Raw genomic sequence first — 18,836 nt, forward strand, 5'->3', positions numbered from 1 at the left:
TCGCGTCACTGGTCGTCAGGGTCGGCGCCGAACGGGACCGGGGCGGGGATCTGACAGGTGCTGGCGACCTCGACGGCGGTGCCGGTGCCCGCGGCGGCCAGGAGGCATTCCATGACGTCGAGGACGTGGAACGCCAGCTCCCCGCTCGCGCGGGGCGGTGTGCCCGTCCGCAGCGCCCGGCCCAGGTCGGCGACGCCGCAGCCGCGGGAGGCGTTGCGGTAGCCGGCCCGCTCGGGGATCTCGGCCCAGTCGCCGCCGGGGGCGAACAGGCGGACCGGGCCGTCGAAGCCGTTCGGGTCGGGCAGGCTCAGGGTGCCCTCGGTGCCGTACACCTCGATCCGGGGCAGCCTGGCCTCCCAGACGTCGAAGCTCATCATCAGCGTCGTCAGGGCGCCCGAGGCGTGTTCGAGCACGCCGGTCACGTGGGTGGCGACGTGCACCGGGAAGACCGTGCCGGCGCGCGGCCCGTCGCCGATCGTGCGGGTCGGGCGCGGCGTCAACGACAGGCCGGTCACCCGCCGGACCGGGCCCAGCAGCGTCACCAGGGCCGTGAGGTAGTACGGGCCCATGTCGAGGATGGGGCCGCCGCCCGGCTGGTAGTAGAACTCCGGCGCCGGGTGCCAGCGCTCGTGGCCCGGGGTGACCATGAACGCCGACGCGGCGATCGGGGTGCCGATGTCGCCGGCGGCGACGCTGGCCCGGGCGGTCTGCACGCCGGTGCCGAGCACGGTGTCCGGGGCGCAGGCGACGACGCGGCCGGCCCGCGCCGCGGCGGCGAGGACGGTGCGCGCCTCGGCGGTGGTGGCGGTGAGCGGCTTCTCGACGTACACGTGCTTGCCGGACGCGATGGCGGCCAGTGTCACGGCGGTGTGCGCCTGCGGGACGGTGAGGTTCAGCACCACGTCGACGTCGTCGGCGGCGAGCAGCTCGTCCGGCGTCTCGGCCCGCGCTCCTGGATATTGCGCGGCCAGGGTTGCGGCGCGGCCGGCGTCGAGGTCGGCGACGCTGGTCAGGGTCACGGTCGACAGCCGGTCGAACGTCGTGGCGTAGGCACCGCTGATCTTCCCGGCGCCGATGATGCCGACGTTCAGCGCGTTGCCCATGCCAGCCCCCGCATGATGATCTCGTCGTGCTCGGGGACCTCGAGGTCCTTCAGCTCGTGCCCGACGGTGGTGATGAAGACCCGGCCGGCGCCGAACCGGGTGGTCCACACCACCGGCATGGCGACGCCGTCGACGTCGGCGACCGCATGCACCTCGATCGCCGGGTCGACGTGCACGGTGTACAGCTCGGTGTGGACCGTGAACGGGCCCGTCCCCGCGACCACCGGGTGCTCGGACACCGGCGTGACGTCGTAGGTCACGAACTGCGGCGGGTGGTGCACGAACTGGCCGCCGGTCATGCGCTGGTAGTCCGGGGAGGCGCGGAACGCGTCGATCATCCCGCCGTGCCAGCCGCCGAAGCCCGTGCCGGCCCGCACCGCCCCGGTCAGCCCGGCGAGCTGCTCGGCGGTGATGGTGCCCATCGTCCAGCACTGCACGATCAGGTCGGCGCGGCGCAGCAGGTCGGCGTCGAGATACGTGTCGAGCGTCTCCGAGGTGACGACCTCGTGCCCCCGGTCGCGGAGCTTGCCGGCGTAGCGGTCGGTCACCGCCACCGGGGAGTGCCCCTCCCACCCGCCGCGGACCATCAGGACGACGCTCACGGCTGCCGCCAGGCGTGGACCGGGACGAAGCCGAGCAGTTCGCGGCTCAGGCGGGTGGAGACCGGCACGGCAAAGTCCTTCATTGGCTCGGTGACGAGGGTCCCGGGATGGTACCGCCTGAGCAGCTCGGCCGTCGGCACCGGCGCGACGGTGTCGGGCGCGGCGACGTTGACGACGGCGTGGCCGTGCAGCCGCCGGGTCAGCCCGGCGACGACCGCGTCCACGGCGTCCCGCGTGTCGATCCAGCTCCACAGGCCGCCCCGGCTGCCGGCGAGGTCGGCCTGGACGTGCGCGAGGTGGTGGCGCAGCCGCTCGCCGGTGCCGATGAACGGGAAGCGCAGGCTGACGGCCGGGATCCCGAACCGGTTGCTGACCGTCGCCGTCACCAGCTCGCCGACCTGTTTGGACAGCCCGTACGGGTCGTCGCCGACGTACGGGTGGTCCTCGGTGACCGGCACCCGCAGCGGTGCGGCGCCACGCCCGGACCACGCCAGCCCGACGGCGGAGAGGCTGGACACGAACACGATCCGGTGCACGCCGAGCGCTCCCGCGGCCTCCAGGACGCGGTACGTCGAGCCGACGTTGTTGTCGAACACGTCGTCGTCCACCGGTGCGGGGATGGCGGCGGCGTGCACCACGGCGTCGACGCCGGCCAGCAGCCGGTCGAGGCCGGCGGGGTCGCGGAGGTCACCCACGACGACGTCGTCGGCGGGGCCGGCCGGCGGTGGCGTGCGGTCGTGCGCGCGGACGCCGTGCCCGTCGGCGCGCAACCGCGCGACCACCGCCTGTCCCAGCATGCCGCCTGCGCCGGTGACCAGGATCTTCAGCGTCATGCCGCATGGTCCGGGACGAAGTTGGCGGTCAGCACCTGATCGCCGGTGACCGTGAACGGGTACTCCCGGGCGGTGGACACCTCGGTCCCGCCGGAGGTCCAGTTCACGAAGCGGAACCCGGGTGCGGCCTTGGCCGACGCCGTGATCTGGCCACCGGGCTCGTAGTGGCCGGACCGGGTCTCGTTGCCCTGCAGCCCGACCGTGCCGGCGCCGTCCGGAGACGCGACCGCCGTGACCGCGCGCTCCACGATGTTGATCACCATCACGTTGTACAGCCTGACCCGTCCCGTGCTGGTGGTGCCGTTGTAGCGCATGAGGTTGACGACGGCGACGGTGCCGCCCGCCACCTTCACCGTGGCGCCGTCGGTCCCGAGGTTGTCGGTGCCCAGGTTGAAGACCCGCACGTCGCCGGAGGCCACGACGAGCCCGTTGTGCAGGCCGTAGCCGAACGAGTTCGCGACCGTCAGCCGGGTTGCGCCGTCGACGGTGACCAGGTCGGCGTACCTGCGCGTCCAGCCGTCGATCACCTGCGGGAAGAGGTCCTTGCCCAGGACCCAGTTGGGCAGGTGGAAGCCGGTCCGCACGAACGTGTTGCCGTTGCTGAGCACGCCCTCGATCCGCCCGCCGTCGCTCCTGCCGACGGTGACGCCGTGCCGCACGAACGTGCCCTTGATCTTGCGTACCAGGAAGCGGTCGTTGCGGTACGTGGCCATGTCGATGGCGTTCCACGCGTTCGGCAGGCCGATGTTGACCGCGTAGGTGCCGGTGCCCTGACCGCGGATGGCATACGGATACGGGACCAGGCCGCCCGGCGCCGCCGGGTTGTTCTCCGGGTAGAAGACGCGCAGGCCGCTGACCCCGGCCCGGTCGCCGCGCAGGGTGACGGCCGCCTGGGCGGTGTCCGGGTCGGCGGTGTTGCGCCCGGCGTAGGACAGCAGCACCGTGCCGCCGCTGCGCCCGTCCTCGTCCCGGTTCGGCACCGGGGACGCACCGCGCAGCTCGACGCCGGCCGGGACGACGAGGCGCCCTTCGAGGCGGTACCAGCCGGCCGGGAGGTAGACCACGCCGCCGCCGTCACGCCGGGCCCGGTCCAGCGCGCGCTGGATGCCCGCCGTCGCGTCCTGCGCCGGGATGTAGCCGTTGCCGCGCGGCGCGCCGCTCACGTCGTAGAGGACCTCACGCGCGGGCCTGGCGACGGCGGGTGCCGCGTCGTCGGTCGGCACGGTCCCGGCGAGCCGGTGCACCGTCCCCTGCACGGCGCCGACGAGCCTGGTGTCGCTGAGTTTGACGTAGCCGCCCCCGTGGTTCACCACCGCGGCCTGGCTGCCTTCGAGGTGACTGGCGGCCAGCGACAGCCCCCACCGCGAGTCGAGCTGGTCGACCAGCAGGGCGGTGCCGGTGCGCAGCAGCTGCACCCGCTGGAAGACGCCGGTGAACTCGGCCCGCAGCCCCGGCACGACGTGGATGCCGACGTGGTAGTCCGCCGCGGACAGGTCCGCGAACTGGTCCCATTCCAGGTCGCCCAGGATGAACCCGGTGCCGTGCGCGCGGGTCCAGGCGTCCAGCGCGGTCCGCCGCGGCGGGTGGTACGCCGCCGGGGCCTGGGCCCAGTAGGCGTTGCTCAGCGTGATGTTCTCCCAGGTGCCGACGTCGGCGCCGTTGTAGGCCTCGACGCCTGCCAGCAGCGCCGTGCCCTTGACGTTGCGCACGGTCGCCGATTCGTGGGTCTGGCCGTTGCCGGGCGGGCGGCCCCGCTCGTCGCGCATGGTACTGATGCCGATGCCCCGGTACGAGTTGAGCATGGTGACGTCCGAGACCGTGCTCATCATGTAGTTCTCGTCGCCGGCCCAGGCGCTGCCCGGGATCTCGAACGTGAAGTTGTAGGGCACCGGAGCGGTCGCGCTCTGCCGCGGGTAGTACGTGGTGACGCCCATGACGCCGGCGCTGCCGCCGATGCGGAACAGCACCGGGCCGTTGTCACCCGCGGGCAGGTCGGCGCTCACGACGGTGCCGTAGCCGCCGTGGCCCTGATCCGGGTCGCGGCGGTCGCCGCGCAGGGTGCAGAAGGCCGGCACCTCGACCGTGCCGGTGACCCGGTAGGTGCCCTCCGGCAGCCAGACCGTCCCGCCGCCCGCGTCGTAGCAGTCGTACAGGGCGGCCCTGATGGCAGCGGTCGCGTCCTTCCTGCCGGTCGGGTCGGCGCCGTACGCGCCCGCGTCGAAGTCGGCGACGACCACGTCGGCGGCCGGGTACCTGGTGGTGACGAGCTTCGGCGACGGCACGACGGTGCGCTGCTCACGGATCTGGAACCCGGCCACGTCGAAGCCGGTGAGGCCGGCGGCGTAGCCGGTGAGGCCGAGCCGGACGTACCGTGCGGTCGAGGTCGGGAACCGGGTGCGCGACGAGCCGTTGCCTCCGGCCGCGCCGGACCGCCCGACGGCGGTGTACGTGGTGCCGTCCGTGGAGACCTCCACGGTGTAGTCCGGCGAGTAGGCATTGCCCCACTGCACCAGCACCTCGTTGACCGGCCGCGCCGTGCCGAGGTCGGCCCGCAGCCACTCGCCCCCGCCGCCGTTGCCGCTGGTCCAGGCCGTCGCCGCGGCGCCGTCGTTGGCCGCGTCCGGGCTCGAACCGGCGGCGCTGCTGCTGGCGGTGAGCGTGCCGTGGCGGGCCAGGTCGGTGTCGACGGCCGAGGCGCGGAACGCCTGGTCGGTGTCGTACAGGGCCCGCAGCGCCGCCGTCACCCGCGCCTCGGTGGCCGAGGCGTCGTCGAGCACGGCCTGTGCCTGGCCGACGGCGGTCGCGAGGGCCGCCTTCGACCCCGGCGGGTACTGACCGTCGCGGGTGCCTTCACGTGCGGCGTAGAGCGCCAGGTTCGCGGTGGCGACGAGATCGCGCAGGCCGGCCTTGGCGTCGAGCCGGCGCGGCACGACGGTCACCCGCACCGCGGCGACCGTGAGCTCGACCGGGGATCCGTCGTGGGTGAGGCGGAAGTCGGAGCCGTTCGTGCGGTTGGTCAGGACGGCGTCGTCGAGGACGAAGTCGGCGGTCTTCCACGTCCCGCTGTCGCCGTAGGTGACGACCGGCGACGGCTTGAACATGTTCGGGATCTCGCCGCCCGGGGAGTCGTAGTGCAGGAAGAGCGTGCCGTTGCCCGCGTCGAGGTAGTCGACGCTGACCATCACGATGTCGGTGTTGTCGTACGCGTAGCTGTCGGCGACGTTCATGTACAGGTAGTTGGTCCCCGGCGCCGGTGCGGCGGCGTTGGTCCGCCAGTAGCCGCGGCCGGCGGCCGTGCCGGTGACGAGCCCCGCCTCGTTGTCGCCGGGCCTGGGACTGAGGCCGGTGTCGGTCGCGGTGGCGCCGAGGGTGGCCTGCGGCCCGGTCGTGGTGATGCGGACCTGGGCGACGGTGATGTCGGACGGTGCGCCGCCGGTGAGCCCGGCGATGCGCAGCTCTACCCCGCCGCCTGACAGCACGGCACCGTCGAGCCCGATCGCGGCCAGCCGCCAGGCGTTGGTGCCGGCGAGGTCGGCGACCGGCTGCGGGTCGCCCGACCCGGTGCGCAGCGTCAGCTGGCCGCTGCCGGTGTCGTGGTAGGTGATGACGACGACGATCGACGCCTGCGCCACGCTCGACGCGTAGCCGGCGTCGGGGGTGACGCCGACGTACGTCGTGCCCGCGGCGACCTGCGTCTGCCAGTACGCCCGGCCGTCCAGCGTGCCGGTGCGCAGCCCCGACGGGGAGTCGCCACCGCGCACCTGGACGCCGAGCGTGACCGGGTCCGGCCCGAGGTCCGCGCCGACGCCGCGCGGGTACATGACCGGGCCCGTCGCCGCGTGCGCCGCGCCGACGGGAACGACCAGAGCGGCCAGCAGCAGCAGGACCGGCCAGATGAGGAGCCGGCGTCTTGGGATGGTCACGGGTTGCCTCCGGGATCGTCCGATCGTGTGTCGGGGCTGTATCGAAGTGGGGGTCGGAGTGAGTCCGCCGCAGCCCGGCCATCCACTTCGATACAGCCCCGAGGCGGGTGCGCGCCGTTCACGCCTTCACCGCGCCCATCAGGCCGTTGACGAAGTACCGCTGCGCGGCGACGAACAGGATGATCACCGGCACCACGACGATCAGGGAGCCGGCCATCAGCACGTTGTAGTGCTGCACCGCGCTGGACTGCAGGTTCTGCAGCGCGATGGGCAGCGTGAACGTGCCGGGGTCGTTGAGCGAGACCCGGGTGAGCAGATACTCGTTCCAGGTCGGGATCGCGGTGAGCACGGCGATGGTGACCAGCACCGGCCGGGACAGCGGGAGGTAGATGGTGGCGAAGATCCGCAGCTCGCCGGCGCCGTCGACGCGTGCCGCCTCGCGCAGCTCGATCGGGATGGCGTCGAACGCGTTGCGCAGCATCAGGATCGACAGCGGTGCCGTGCCGTTCACGAACGGCAGGATCAGCCCCCAGTGCCCGCCGAGCAGCCCCAGCTTGTAGTCCAGCAGCACGATGGGCAGCAGCACGGTCACCCCGGGCACGAACAGCAGCACCAGGAACAGCCGGTAGAGCGCCGCGCGCCCGGGGAAGTGCAGCACCGAGAACGCGTAGCCGGCGGCCGAGTAGATCGCCAGCACCAGGAACACCGTCAGGCCGGTGACCTTCAGGCTGTTCAGGAAGTAGTCGAAGAAGTGCAGCTCGTTCCAGGTCTCGACGATGGTGTGCAGGGTCGGGTCGCGCGGGATCAGGTTGCCGCCGCGCACCACCTCGAACTGGTCCTTGAACGCTGCGGACACCATCCAGAGGAACGGGTACAGGCTGATCGCCGCGTACAGCACCAGCAGCGCGCCGACCACGACGCGGGCCAGCAGGCCGGGCAGCGACCGGTTGCCGCGGGCGCGGGGTGCGGACCGGTCGGCGGCGGGTGCGCCGGTGGCGGCCGGGCGCACGGTCTCGGTGCTCACGTGGCCCTCCGCATGACTCGCAGGTTGATCGCGGCGAGGATCACCGCCGCGACGAACAGCATCCAGCCGAGCGCGCTGGACAGGCCCAGGGTCGGATCGAGCTGGGACAGGAAGGCGAGCTTGTACGTCTGCAGGCCCAGGACGTTGGTGTGGTTGCCGGGGCCGCCGTTGGTCATGATGAGGAAGGTCTGGAACCCCTGCAGCGAGTCGCGCAGGGCGAGCAGGACGATGATCGCCGTGATCGGTCGCAGCAGCGGCCACGTCACGTGCCGGGTGATGTGCCAGGAGCTGGCGCCGTCGACCCGGGCCGCCTCGACGAGCGTCGGGTCGACCGCCTGCAGGCCGGCCAGGTACAGCATCATGGACACCGGGACCGCGGACCACACGGTGATCACGATGAGGGTCGGCAGCGCGGTCGCCGTGTTGCCCAGCCAGCCCTGCGGCTGCTGGAGGCTGCCGAGGCCGACCGAGCGCAGCATCAGGTTGACCGCGCCGTCGGGCTGCAGCACGTACATCCACGCGAAGTACACGGCGATGCCGCTGGTCACCTGGGGCAGGAAGTACACCGAGCGCAGCACCGTCTTCAACCGCCGCACCGAGTTGAGCAGCACCGCGAGGGGGAAGCTGACCAGGACGGTCAGCACGGGCACCGCGATCATCACCCACATCGTGTTGAGCGCGGCCTGGTGCACGATCGGCGCGTACTTGGGGTCGTTCCACAGCAGGTCGGAGTAGTTCTTCAGGCCGACCCAGCGCCAGTGCGGCGTGAAGCCGTTCCAGGTGGCGAAGCTGAGCGAGAGCCCGTACACGATGGTGTAGACGCCCATCACCCCGAACAGGGCGATCGCCGGCGCCACGAAACCGTAGCCCCAGGCGACGTCCGATCGGCGGTACCGCTTCCTGATGCGGGGGGCCCGCCGGGTCGGCGACGGGCCCTTCGCGATGGTGGGGGCGACCATTACTGCTTGGTCCAGTAGGCGTCGATCTGTTTGGCCATCTCCGCGCCGGTGTCCGCGGCGGACCGCTTCTTCAACGGGCTGTAGTCGATCAGGACGTTGGCGACGGGGGTTCCGTCGTACGCGCTGGGCTTGTAGGAGGTGTCACCGGGGTTGTACGCCGAGGGGCCGGAGCCGAACGCCTTGATCATGGCGCCCAGCGCCGGGCCGACCGCGGCCGTGGGGTCGGCGCCCAGGTCGGCCGGCGGGATGTCCAGCGCCTCCTTGGCGAACGTGGCCGCGGTGTCCGCCTTGGCCAGGTACTTGAGCCACTGGATGGCGCCGGGCCGGTTCTTGGTGGTCGCCGAAACCGACATGCCGGTCAGCGTGAACGGCGCCAGGCTCAGATTCTTGACGGCGCCGCCGGCCGGGGCGGGCACCGGGAACGTGATCACGTTGCTCGCGTCGAACCCGTTCTGCGACAGGAACGCCAGGGTGAAGGTGCCGCCGATGGCGAACGACGACTTGCCCTGGGCGAAGGCCAGGTCCGCCGCGTCGATGTCGAGGGTCTGCGTGCCCGGCATCCAGTACGGGGTGATCTGACCGTAGGTGTCCAGCACCTGGACACCCGTCGGGGAGGAGAAGTTGGCGGCCTTGTCCTTGCCGAACAGGGCGTGGAACTTGTCGGCGCCGAGCATCCCGTACGCCATGGGCTGCATCAGCCACTCCAGCCCGGTGGTGGGTGCCTTCAGCCCGAGGGTGACGCCGCCGTTGTCGGGGTGCTTCGCCTTCACCTTCTCCAGGGCGGCGACGAAGTCCTCCCACGTGGCCGGGGCGCTGGTGACGCCGGCGTCGGCGAGTCGCTGCTTGTTGGCGTAGACGATGCCGAACGTGCCGATCGTGAGGGGGACGCTGTAGCGCTGGCCGAGCTGGATGCCCTTGGTCTTGGCGTCCTGGGCCAGCGACTTCTTGTAGTACTCCTCGGTGACGGTGCCGTCCTGCTTGACCGTCGGCAGGTAGCTGCTCAGCCAGGCGTCGTCGACGTCCTTGGCCAGGTCGCTGAGCAGCCCGGCGGCGCCGAAGGCGAAGTCGTCGCCGGTGGTGTGCACCTCGAAGAGGTCGGGCAGGTTCTTGGTCTGGGCCGCCGCCTGCACCTTGGTCACGTACGCGTCGTCCGGACCGTAGGCCTCGACCTTGACCGAGATGCCCGTCTCCTTCTGGAAGCCTTCCGCGACCTTCTGCAGCGCCTTGAGATGGGACTGTTTGAAGGTCCACATCACCAGTGTCTTGCCGGACGAGCTGCCGTTGTCCGAGTCGCCGCCGCAGGCGGCGGTGGTGGCGCCGAGTGTCAGCGCCACCAGGACGGCCAGTGCTGGCCGCCACGCACGTCGATCATGTGTCATCACGGTGCCGCGCCTTCGCGTCCGGGGCGCCATTGACATGCGCCACTCTGTCCCGAGAAACTAAATCGAATTGATGGACTGTGTCAACCACGTCACATCGGCAAGGAGGTGGGTACCGCGGTGCAACAAACACCGGAGTCCGGCGGGCCGGACCCCGCGCAGGTCGGCGCCCCGGCACGCTCGCCCGACGTGCTGGCGCCGGCACCCTGGGCGGCGCCGGCGAGGGCGGCCAGGATCACCCGGGTCCGCACGTTCCTGTGCGCGCCGCAGGGCTGCCCGTACCTCATCGTCCGCGTCGAGACCGACCAGCCTGGGCTGTACGGGCTGGGCTGCGCCAGCGACCCGCAGCGCACGCTGGCCGTGCGCGCCGTGCTGGACGAGTACCTGGGGCCGCTGGTGCTCGGCCGCGACGCCGGCGACATCGAGGACATCCACCGCCTGCTGCAGAACAGCGGCTACTGGCGGGGTGGTTCGATCGCCAACAACGCCCTGGGCGCCGTCGACGTCGCGCTGTGGGACATCAAGGCGAAGGTGGCCGGACTGCCGTTGTACTCGCTGCTGGGCGGCCGGGCACGCCACGGCGCCGAGGCGTACACCCACGTCGACGGCGCGGACCCCGGGCAGATCGCGGACAGGGTGGACGCCGCGGTCGAGGCGGGGTTCCGGCACGTCCGCGTCCAGGTGGCGGTGCCCGGCGTGGACACCTACGGCGCCGGGTCCGGGGGCGGCACGCAGGGCCGCCGCGGCACCTGGGATCCGCTGGCGTACCTGCACCACGTCCCGCCGGTGCTCGCCGAGGTGCGGCGCCGGGTCGGCGACCGGGTCGAACTGCTGCACGACGTGCACGAGCGGGTCACGCCCGCGCAGGCCCGGCACCTGGTCGCCGCGGTCGCCGACGCCGGGCTGTACTTCCTCGAGGACGCGCTCGCGCCGGAGGACAGCGCGTACTTCGGCCAGCTGCGGACCGCCGGGCCGGTCCCCCTGGCCGTCGGGGAGCTCTACGACGAGGTGGGCCGGTACCTGCCGCTGCTGGAGCAGCGGGCCATCGACTTCGCACGCGTGCGGATACCGACCCTGGGCGGGCTGACCTCGACCCGCAAGCTGGTCGCCGCGTGCGAGCTGTTCGGGGTGCGCACGGCGCCGCACGGGCCGGGCGACGTCAGCCCGGTCGCCCAGGCGGCCAACGTCGCCCTCGACGTCTCCACCCCGGCCTTCGGCATCCAGGAGGCGGCCCGGTTCCACGACGCCACCCTGGAGGTCTTCCCCGGGGCGCCGACGCCGGACCGGGGCAGCCTGTACCCCGCCGAGGTGCCCGGCCTGGGCGTGGACTTCGACGAGGCCGCGGCCCGCCGCTACCCGGCGCCGCCTCCGCTGCGGCACGACCGCTGGGCACTGGTGCGCGGCACCGACGGCGCCGCGCACCGGCCCTGACCGGCCGGGTCAGCCCAGCAGCAGGGACTGCGGCTGCACCGAAAGGATCTGGTCGAGCACCAGGCAGGCGGCGCCGATCGCGCCGACGTCGATGCCCAGCGCGGTCGTGGTGACGGCGGTCGGGTGGATCCGCTCGACGAACGGGGAGCTCTCCACGATGCCCGGGACGATCGCCATGAACCGGTCCTCCAGCAGCGGCCAGATCGGCCCGCCGAACACGATCATCTCCGCGTCCACCAGCGTGGCGGCGGCACTCACCCCGCGACCGACCCTGACCGCCCAACGGTCGATGATCTCGCCGGCCGTCACGTTGCCGGCCGCCGCGTGCCGGCACAGGTGCCGCAGGCTCTGCTCCGCGTCGCGCGGGCCGGCCGGCTTGAACTCCGGGCCCAGCACCCCCTGCTCGATCGCCTCGGCGACCAGGGCGTTGGTGGTGCAGGCGGCGTAGAGCCCGCCGACCTCACCGGCGTTGCTGGAGTAGCCGCGCAGCACCACGTCGTCCACGACGAGGCCCATGCCCGAACCGGTGCCCAGGTAGAAGAACAGGAAGTTGCCCGTGTTCGTGGCCGCGCCGGCCCAGCGCTCGGCGACGGCGGCGGCGATCACGTCCTTGTCCAGCAGGACCGGCAGCCCGGTGGTCCCCGCCAGGTAGTCGCGCAGCCGCACCCGGCCCCAGCCCGTCAGCTCCGGCGGCGCGATGACCAGCCCGGACGTCACGTCCACCGGTCCCGGCGCGGCGATGCCCAGCCCCAGGATCTTCTCCCGCGGCACCCCCGAGTCACGCACGAGTGCGTTGATCGACTCGCTCATCTCGGTCAGCGTGTGGTCCGGGTCGGCCGCCTCGGGCGTGGGACGCTGGGCCCGCGCCACCACCTTGCCCAGCAGGTCGAGCACCACGAGCGTGACCACCGCTGGGTCGAGGTGCACGCCGACGGCATACCGCGCGCCCGCGTTGACCTGCAGCAGCCGCCGCGGCTGGCCGCTGCCGGAGCTGCGGGTGCCGGCCTCGTGGGCCAGGCCGGAGTCCAGCAGGCGGCGGCAGATGTTCGACACGGTCTGTGCGGACAGGCCGGTGGCCTCGACGAGCTCGACGCGACTCAGCCCGTCCGGCACCCGGCGGATGGCATCGAGGACCACCGACTCGTTGAAGTCGCCCATCCGTGGCAGGTTCGTGCCACGCCTGGTCGGCAACCGCTTGTCCACTGTTCTCCCAGGACGGCCGATGGTGCGGAGAGTTCATCCATCAAATCGATTTAGAATAGCATTCATCGGCGCACATCCCTCTGCCCGGCCCGCGGCTCATCGGCCGGCCAGCCGGAGAATCGTATCGACGGAGCGGTCGATGTCGGACTCGTCGGTGCTGAAGTTGCTGACGGAGAAGCGCATCGCGGGCTTGTCGTGCCAGGTGGTGCCGCTGACCCAGCAGGTGCCCTCGGCCTGGACCTGGCGCACGATGTCGGCCGTGTCGGGGCCGAAGCCGACCAGGACCTGGTTGAGCACGACGTCGTTGAGGACGTGCCCGGCCATCCGGGCGGCGAAGCGGGCCGCGAGGGCGCAGCTGCGGTCGATCAGCGCCTCGACGCCGTCGCGGCCGAGGGAGCGCAGCGCCGCGTACACGGCGAAGCCCCTGGCGCGGCGGGAGAACTCGGGGTTGTGCTCGAGCGCGTCGCGCTCGTCGCCGCCGGCGTGGACGAGGTACGCGGCCCGGATCCCCATCGCCGCCCGGTGCGCCGAGGGATGGGCGCAGAAGACCAGCCCGGAGTCGTAGGGGACGTTGAGCCACTTGTGCGCGTCGGTCGTCCACGAGTCGGCCCGCTCGACACCGGCGACCAGGTGCCGGTGGCGTTCGCTGGCGGCGGCCCACAACCCGAACGCGCCGTCGACGTGGACCCACGCCCCGGCCGCGTGAGCGGCGTCGCAGATCTCGCCGATCGGGTCGCACGCGCCGGTGTTCACGTTGCCCAGCTGGGCGCAGACGATCGCCGGCCCGTCCAGGCCGTCGAGGGCGTCGCGGAGCGCGGCGGTCACCATGCGCCCCTCCGCGTCGACCATCACCGGTACCAGCGCCGCCGTGCCGATCCCGAGGAAGCGCAGCGCCCGGTCGATCGTCGAGTGCCGGTCCGCGCCGGCGAGCACCGAGATCCGCGGCGCGCCGTGCAGCCCGCCCGTCTCCACGTCCCAGCCGACCCTGCGCAGCACCTCGTGCCGCGCCGCGGCGAGCGCGGTCACGTGGCTCATCTGCGCCCCGGTGACGAACCCGACCGACACGGTCGCGGGCAGCCCGAACAGCTCGCGCAGCCACTCGCCGGCGACCTCCTCGACGACGGCGGCGGCGGGCCCGGCCGCGTACAGCCCGGCGTTCTGGTCCCAGGTCGCGGTGAGCCAGTCGGCCGCGAGGGCGGCCGGCATCGCCCCGCCGATGACGAACCCGAAGAACCGCCCGCTCGGCGACGCGACCACCCCGGGGTCGGCCGCCTCGGCCAGCCGGGCGACGACCTCCCGCGCGCCGACCCCCTTCGCGGGCAGCGGCCCGCCGAGCGACGCCCGCAGCTGCTCCAGGGTGGCGCGGCTGCCGACGGGCCGGTCCGGCAGGCCGGTCAGGAAGCGGGTCGCCTGCTCGTACGCCTCGGTGAGCGGGCCCTGCCAGTCGGGTTTGTCCATGCCCACATATTCGCGCCTCCCCGCTGCGGTCAGGACCGCAACTGTCGACAACCCGCCCCGGAACTTCCCGCACGACCGGCCCTGGGGTGGTTCAACCGCAGGGCAGTGAGGTGGGCCACGTTCGTTGTCGGGTGGCATACATCAGGGATTCAACGGCTCGGCGGCGCGAATACGTTCTTGGCGTCACACCGAATCCCCTGTCGCACCACCACATACGAAGGAACCGAATCCCCATGAAGCGTCTGCTGATCGCCTCCGCCGTTGCCGGTGCCACCCTCCTGCTGACCGCCGCGTGCGGGGGTGACGACAAGAAGGCCGAGCCGGCCGCGGCCGCCTCCGCCGCGCCCGCCGCCGCCAGCGCCGCACCCGCCGGGAGCGCGCAGCCGTCCGGCAGCGCCAAGGCGTCGGGCAGCGCCGCCGCCGGGAAGGGGCTGCAGTTCGAGAAGATCGCGCAGCTGACCGGCGACCTGTTCACGAAGGACCCCCTCTGCCCGGTCGGCAAGTGGGACACCAACTCGACCGGCGTGCCCAGCAAGTACCGCTCGGCCGTGGCGAACTTCAAGCAGTTCGACTGCTACAAGAAGAAGGGCGACTTCATGCCGTCCCGCGGGCAGCAGTCCATCTTCGTGGAGTTCAAGGCCGCGAACGCGGCGAAGGCGTACGCGCAGGAGCAGGCCAAGATGTACCCGACGCTGATCGTCGGCAACACGGTCGTGGTCGCCGGCACGGGGCTGGAGAACACCGACATGAAGGCCTACCTGACCGCCGTGCAGGAGACCGCGGGCGGCGCCGGCGAGATCCTGGCGAAGTCTTAAATCCCCAGCTCACTGCCTTAATTCGGGTCGCGTATTGACTTGCGTACCGGGGCGGGAATAGCCTCCGATGGATCTGTAAGGCAACTTCACAGATCTGGTCCTCCGTCGTCACCCACCGACGCGGCGGAGGACGGCTCCCGCCCGCCCCGGACCCATCCCCCGACACGGGTCCTGCGCGGGCGCCCCGCCCAGAAGGGACCCCCGTGACCCCCATTTCCAGACGCCGGCTCGGGCTGGCGCTCGGCGCGATCGTCCTCGCTGTCACCGGCACCACCGTGGTCGCCATGACTACGGCCTCGGCCGCCGCCACCGGCCAGATCACCGGCTACGGCGGCAAGTGCGTCGACGTCGCTGCCGCCAGCAGTGCCAACGGCACCCAGGTCCAGCTGTACACCTGCAACGGCACCGGCGCGCAGCAGTGGACCGTCGGCGACGACGGCACCATCCGCGCCCTCGGCAAGTGCCTCGACGTCAACGCCGCCAGCACCGCGAACGGCACGAAGATCCAGATCTGGGACTGCAACGGCTCCGGCGCACAGCAGTGGTCGAAGCAGAGCGACGGCACGCTGCGCTCGCTCGGCAAGTGCCTGGACGCCACCGGACCCAGCTCCGCCGACGGCACCAAGCTCCAGCTGTGGGACTGTTTCGCGAGCGCCAACCAGCAGTGGACGCTTCCGGGAGGCACCACGAACCCGACCAGCAACCCGCCGACGAGCACCCCGCCGAACAACCCGAACAATCCGGACCTGGGTCCGAACGTGTCGGTGTTCGATCCGTCGATGTCGGCCTCGACGATTCAGAGCCGGTTGAACACGGTGTTCAACCAGCAGGTGCAGAACCAGTTCGGCAATGCGCGGTTTGCGTTGTTGTTCAAGCCGGGGACGTACAACGTGAACGCGAACGTGGGGTTCTTCACCCAGGTCGCCGGTCTCGGCATGTCGCCTGACTCGGTGGTCATCAACGGTGCGGTGCACGCCGAGGCGGACTGGTGGCCGGACGGTTCGCAGAACGCGACGCAGAACTTCTGGCGTTCGGCGGAGAACCTGTCGGTGACCCCGTCCGGCGGCCTGGACCGGTGGGCGGTGTCGCAGGCGGCGCCGTACCGGCGCATGCACGTGCGTGGCAACCTCGCCCTGTCCGACGGCGGCTGGTCCTCGGGTGGCTGGATCTCCGACAGCAAGATCGACGGGCAGATCCAGTCGGGTAGCCAGCAGCAGTGGATCACCCGCAACTCGCAGATCGGCTCGTGGAACGGCTCCAACTGGAACCAGGTCTTCGTCGGCACCAGCGGCGCACCCGCCAACAGCTTCCCGAGCCCGCCGTACACCACCATCGGCAGCACCCCGGTAGTGCGGGAGAAGCCGTTCCTGTACGTCGACAACGCCGGCGCCTACCAGGTGTTCGTCCCCGCGTTGCGCACCAACTCCTCCGGCAGCAGCTGGTCGACCGGCACCACCGCCGGGTCGAGCCTGCCGATCAGCCAGTTCTTCATCGTGAAGGCCGGCGCGACCGCCGCGTCGATCAACGCCGCCCTCGCCGCCGGGCAGAACCTGCTGTTCACCCCCGGCGTGTACCACGTCAACGACACCATCCGCATCACCCGCGCGAACACCGTCGTGCTCGGCCTGGGCCTGGCCACGATCGTGCCGGACAACGGCGTCACCGCGATGAGCGTCGCCGACGTCGACGGCGTCAAGGTCGCCGGCATCCTCTTCGACGCCGGCACCACCAACTCGCAGGTCCTGATGGAGGTCGGACCGTCCGGCTCGTCGGCCTCCCACGCCGCGAACCCCACCTCGCTGCACGACGTGTTCTTCCGCATCGGCGGCTCCATCGCCGGCAAAGCCACCGTGTCCCTGCGGGTCAACAGCAACGACGTGATCGGCGACCACATGTGGATCTGGCGCGCCGATCACGGCAACGGCGGCACCGTCGGCTGGAACACCAACACCGCCGCCAACGGCCTCGTCGTCAACGGCAACAACGTCACCATGTACGGCCTCTTCGTCGAGCACTACCAGCAATACCAGACCATCTGGAACGGCAACGGCGGCCGCACCTACTTCTACCAGAACGAAATCCCCTACGACGTGCCCAACCAAGCCAGCTGGACCAGCGGCGGCGGCGCACAGGGCTGGGCCGCCTACAAGGTCGGCGCGAACGTCACCAGCCACGAAGCGTGGGGCCTGGGCAGCTACTGCTACTTCAACACCAACCCCAGCGTCGTGCTCGGCCACTCCTTCGAAGTCCCCGTCACCCCCAACGTCAAGTTCCACAACATGGTCACCGTCTCCCTCGGCGGCACCGGCACCATCTCCCACGTCATCAACAACACCGGAGCCGCAGTCAACAGCGGACACCAGGTGACCAACCTGGTCAGCGGCCCGTAGTTCCGCGCCGACCGGACCGGCGACGCTGCCTGTCGCCGGTCCGGTCGTCCGGCCGGCGGCCGTTCGTGACATCGTCTGCTGGTGCGGACGGTGCTCATCCTCGGCGGCACCGGTGAGGCCCGGCGGCTCGCGGCGGCGCTCACCGGTTTCCGCGTGATCAGTTCGCTCGCGGGCCGCGTCGCCGACCCGGCGCTGCCGCCGGGTGAGGTCCGGGTCGGCGGGTTCGGCGGCCCCGAGGGGCTGGCCGCGTATGTCCGCGGCGAGGCGGTCGACGTGGTGGTCGACGCGACCCACCCGTTCGCGGCGAGGATCAGTGCGTCGGCGGCGGCGTGTGGGGTACCCCTGCTGGTGCTGCGCCGCCCGGGCTGGACCGCCGCACCCGGCGACGTGTGGCACCGGGTGCCGTCGCTGTCCTCGGCGGCGGCGTTCATCGCGGCGTCCCCGTATGACCGGGTGTTCCTGACCACGGGACGGCAAGGGCTGGGCGCGTTCGCGGACCTGGCGGACCGCTGGTTCCTGGTCCGCAGCGTCGACCCCGTCGAGCCGCCGCATCCGCCGCGGCTGGAGTCGCTGCTCGACCGCGGCCCGTTCACCGTCGACGGGGAAACGGCGCTGCTGCGGTCGTACACCATCCAACTGCTCGTCACCAAGGACAGTGGCGGCGACATGACCGCCGCGAAACTCACCGCCGCCCGCCGGCTCGGCGTGCCGGTCCTCATGGTCGACCGGCCACCTGTCACCCCGGGCGTGCCGGTCGTTGCGGGCGTCGAGGAGGCCGTCACATTCCTGCGAGGGCTCTCCGGTGTCCCGGGCGGCGGCTGACACGATCGCCGCATGCTGCCCGCGGACCTGCACACGCACACCGAGTTCTCCTGGGACACCGCCACCGGGGACATGGAGGGCTCCTGCGCGCGGGCCGTCGAGCTCGGGCTGCCGGCGATCGCGTTCACCGAACACACCGACTTCGTGACGTGGCAGGTCACCCCCGACACCCTGCCGGACCGCCTGCGCCAGCACATCACCGACGACGTGCACCTCGTCCCGCCGCCGCTGGACGTCACCGGGTACCTGGCGGCGATCGACCGCTGCCGCTCCAGGTTCCCGTCGCTGCGCATCATCACCGGCGTCGAACTGGGCGAGCCGCACTGGTTCGCCGCCGAGACCGCCGCCCTGCTCGGCGCGGCCCCGTTCGAGCGCGTCATCGGCTCGCTGCACTCCCTGGCCGTCGCCGGCCGCCACCGCCTGGTCGAGGACGAGTTCGTCGTGCGCGGCGTCCCCACCGTGCTGCGCGAGTACTTCGCCGAGGCGATCCGCATGATCCACGCCTGCGACGCCTTCTCGGCCCTGACCCACCTCGACTACCCGGTCCGCTACCTCCCCGCCGGCGCCACCTTCGCCATCACCGACTTCGAGGAGGAGATCCGGGCCGTCCTGCGCGCCCTCGCCGGCACGGGCCGTGCCCTGGAGGTCAACACCCGCCGCGGCCCCGAGCCCGAGTTCGTCCACTGGTGGCGCCAGGAGGGCGGCCGCGCGATCTGCTTCGGCAGCGACGCCCACCGCCCCGACCTGGTCGCCACGGGCTTCGCCGACGCCGCCGCGATGGTCGAGTCGGCCGGCTTCCGCCCCGGCCGCCACCCCCACGACCACTGGCTTCTCTGAGCACATACGGACGGGGACGCCCGGTTCCCAATGGCGTCATGGCGATGAGCGAAATGG

At 71.9% G+C, this 18,836-nt stretch carries 14 protein-coding genes; 5 read left to right on the forward strand and 9 right to left on the reverse strand.

Going from position 1 to position 18,836, the window contains the following annotated elements; all coding sequences use genetic code 11:
* Window positions 1–5: 5 nt before the first annotated feature.
* The 7 genes from OHA72_RS59380 to OHA72_RS59410 all read right to left on the reverse strand — a co-directional run bounded on the left by OHA72_RS59380 (window position 6) and on the right by OHA72_RS59410 (window position 9,823).
* Complete coding sequence (locus OHA72_RS59380; RefSeq protein ID WP_327004889.1) at window positions 6–1,103, reverse strand: Gfo/Idh/MocA family protein; 1,098 nt, start codon at window positions 1,101–1,103, stop codon at window positions 6–8.
* Window positions 1,088–1,705 carry a ThuA domain-containing protein gene (locus OHA72_RS59385; protein WP_327004890.1) on the reverse strand — a complete coding sequence of 206 codons (618 nt, stop codon included), beginning with the start codon at window positions 1,703–1,705 and terminating at the stop codon, window positions 1,088–1,090. The genes OHA72_RS59380 and OHA72_RS59385 overlap by 16 nt, the downstream gene beginning before the upstream one ends.
* A complete protein-coding gene (locus OHA72_RS59390; RefSeq protein ID WP_327004891.1) occupies window positions 1,702–2,538 on the reverse strand; it encodes an NAD-dependent epimerase/dehydratase family protein in 837 nt (278 codons plus the stop codon). The genes OHA72_RS59385 and OHA72_RS59390 overlap by 4 nt, the downstream gene beginning before the upstream one ends.
* On the reverse strand, window positions 2,535–6,461 hold the full coding sequence (locus tag OHA72_RS59395; protein WP_327004892.1) for a discoidin domain-containing protein: 3,927 nt from the start codon (window positions 6,459–6,461) through the stop codon (window positions 2,535–2,537). The genes OHA72_RS59390 and OHA72_RS59395 overlap by 4 nt, the downstream gene beginning before the upstream one ends.
* Before the next feature lie 118 nt (window positions 6,462–6,579).
* Complete coding sequence (locus OHA72_RS59400; protein ID WP_327004893.1) at window positions 6,580–7,485, reverse strand: carbohydrate ABC transporter permease; 906 nt, start codon at window positions 7,483–7,485, stop codon at window positions 6,580–6,582.
* On the reverse strand, window positions 7,482–8,444 hold the full coding sequence (locus tag OHA72_RS59405) for a carbohydrate ABC transporter permease (protein ID WP_327004894.1): 963 nt from the start codon (window positions 8,442–8,444) through the stop codon (window positions 7,482–7,484). Before OHA72_RS59405 ends, OHA72_RS59400 begins: the two co-directional genes overlap by 4 nt.
* Window positions 8,444–9,823: an ABC transporter substrate-binding protein gene (locus tag OHA72_RS59410; protein WP_327004895.1), complete on the reverse strand. Its 1,380-nt coding sequence runs from the start codon at window positions 9,821–9,823 to the stop codon at window positions 8,444–8,446. The genes OHA72_RS59405 and OHA72_RS59410 overlap by 1 nt, the downstream gene beginning before the upstream one ends.
* A 120-nt stretch (window positions 9,824–9,943) precedes the next feature.
* On the opposite strand from OHA72_RS59410, the gene OHA72_RS59415 reads away from it, so the two are divergent.
* Window positions 9,944–11,254 (forward strand): enolase C-terminal domain-like protein, encoded by a 1,311-nt coding sequence (locus tag OHA72_RS59415; protein WP_327004896.1) that lies wholly within the window; start codon window positions 9,944–9,946, stop codon window positions 11,252–11,254.
* Between the two features lie 9 nt (window positions 11,255–11,263).
* Here OHA72_RS59415 and OHA72_RS59420 read toward each other — a convergent pair whose 3' ends face one another.
* Together OHA72_RS59420 and OHA72_RS59425 are read right to left on the reverse strand one after the other, a co-directional pair.
* Entirely contained in the window at window positions 11,264–12,412 is a 1,149-nt protein-coding gene (locus OHA72_RS59420; RefSeq protein ID WP_327004897.1) for an ROK family transcriptional regulator, read from the reverse strand.
* 141 nt (window positions 12,413–12,553) lie between these two features.
* On the reverse strand, window positions 12,554–13,915 hold the full coding sequence (locus OHA72_RS59425) for a pyridoxal phosphate-dependent decarboxylase family protein (protein WP_327004898.1): 1,362 nt from the start codon (window positions 13,913–13,915) through the stop codon (window positions 12,554–12,556).
* A 233-nt stretch (window positions 13,916–14,148) separates the two neighbouring features.
* Between OHA72_RS59425 and OHA72_RS59430 the strand changes: the two genes are divergently transcribed.
* From OHA72_RS59430 to OHA72_RS59445, 4 genes are all read left to right on the forward strand, one after another.
* A complete protein-coding gene (locus tag OHA72_RS59430; RefSeq protein ID WP_327004899.1) occupies window positions 14,149–14,730 on the forward strand; it encodes a hypothetical protein in 582 nt (193 codons plus the stop codon).
* Window positions 14,731–14,942: 212 nt separating this feature from the next.
* Window positions 14,943–17,120 (forward strand): pectate lyase-like domain-containing protein, encoded by a 2,178-nt coding sequence (locus OHA72_RS59435; protein WP_327011887.1) that lies wholly within the window; start codon window positions 14,943–14,945, stop codon window positions 17,118–17,120.
* A gap of 81 nt (window positions 17,121–17,201) precedes the next feature.
* Complete coding sequence (locus OHA72_RS59440; protein ID WP_327004900.1) at window positions 17,202–17,942, forward strand: cobalt-precorrin-6A reductase; 741 nt, start codon at window positions 17,202–17,204, stop codon at window positions 17,940–17,942.
* Window positions 17,943–17,954: 12 nt separating this feature from the next.
* Window positions 17,955–18,779 carry a PHP domain-containing protein gene (locus OHA72_RS59445; protein ID WP_327004901.1) on the forward strand — a complete coding sequence of 275 codons (825 nt, stop codon included), beginning with the start codon at window positions 17,955–17,957 and terminating at the stop codon, window positions 18,777–18,779.
* Window positions 18,780–18,836: the final 57 nt, after the last annotated feature.

This window comes from Dactylosporangium sp. NBC_01737, assembly GCF_035963215.1.
Taxonomy (GTDB): Bacteria; Actinomycetota; Actinomycetes; order Mycobacteriales; family Micromonosporaceae; genus Dactylosporangium.

Bases quoted from the DNA above. Each gene is read 5' to 3' on its own strand.
- OHA72_RS59390 (WP_327004891.1), bottom strand. From the start codon at position 2,538: ATGACGCTGAAGATCCTGGTCACCGGCGCAGGCGGCATGCTGGGACAG.
- OHA72_RS59405 (WP_327004894.1), bottom strand. From the start codon at position 8,444: ATGGTCGCCCCCACCATCGCGAAGGGCCCGTCGCCGACCCGGCGGGCC.
- OHA72_RS59420 (WP_327004897.1), bottom strand. From the start codon at position 12,412: ATGGGCGACTTCAACGAGTCGGTGGTCCTCGATGCCATCCGCCGGGTG.
- OHA72_RS59445 (WP_327004901.1), top strand. From the start codon at position 17,955: ATGCTGCCCGCGGACCTGCACACGCACACCGAGTTCTCCTGGGACACC.
- OHA72_RS59430 (WP_327004899.1), top strand. From the start codon at position 14,149: ATGAAGCGTCTGCTGATCGCCTCCGCCGTTGCCGGTGCCACCCTCCTG.
- OHA72_RS59425 (WP_327004898.1), bottom strand. From the start codon at position 13,915: ATGGACAAACCCGACTGGCAGGGCCCGCTCACCGAGGCGTACGAGCAG.
- OHA72_RS59380 (WP_327004889.1), bottom strand. From the start codon at position 1,103: ATGGGCAACGCGCTGAACGTCGGCATCATCGGCGCCGGGAAGATCAGC.
- OHA72_RS59410 (WP_327004895.1), bottom strand. From the start codon at position 9,823: ATGACACATGATCGACGTGCGTGGCGGCCAGCACTGGCCGTCCTGGTG.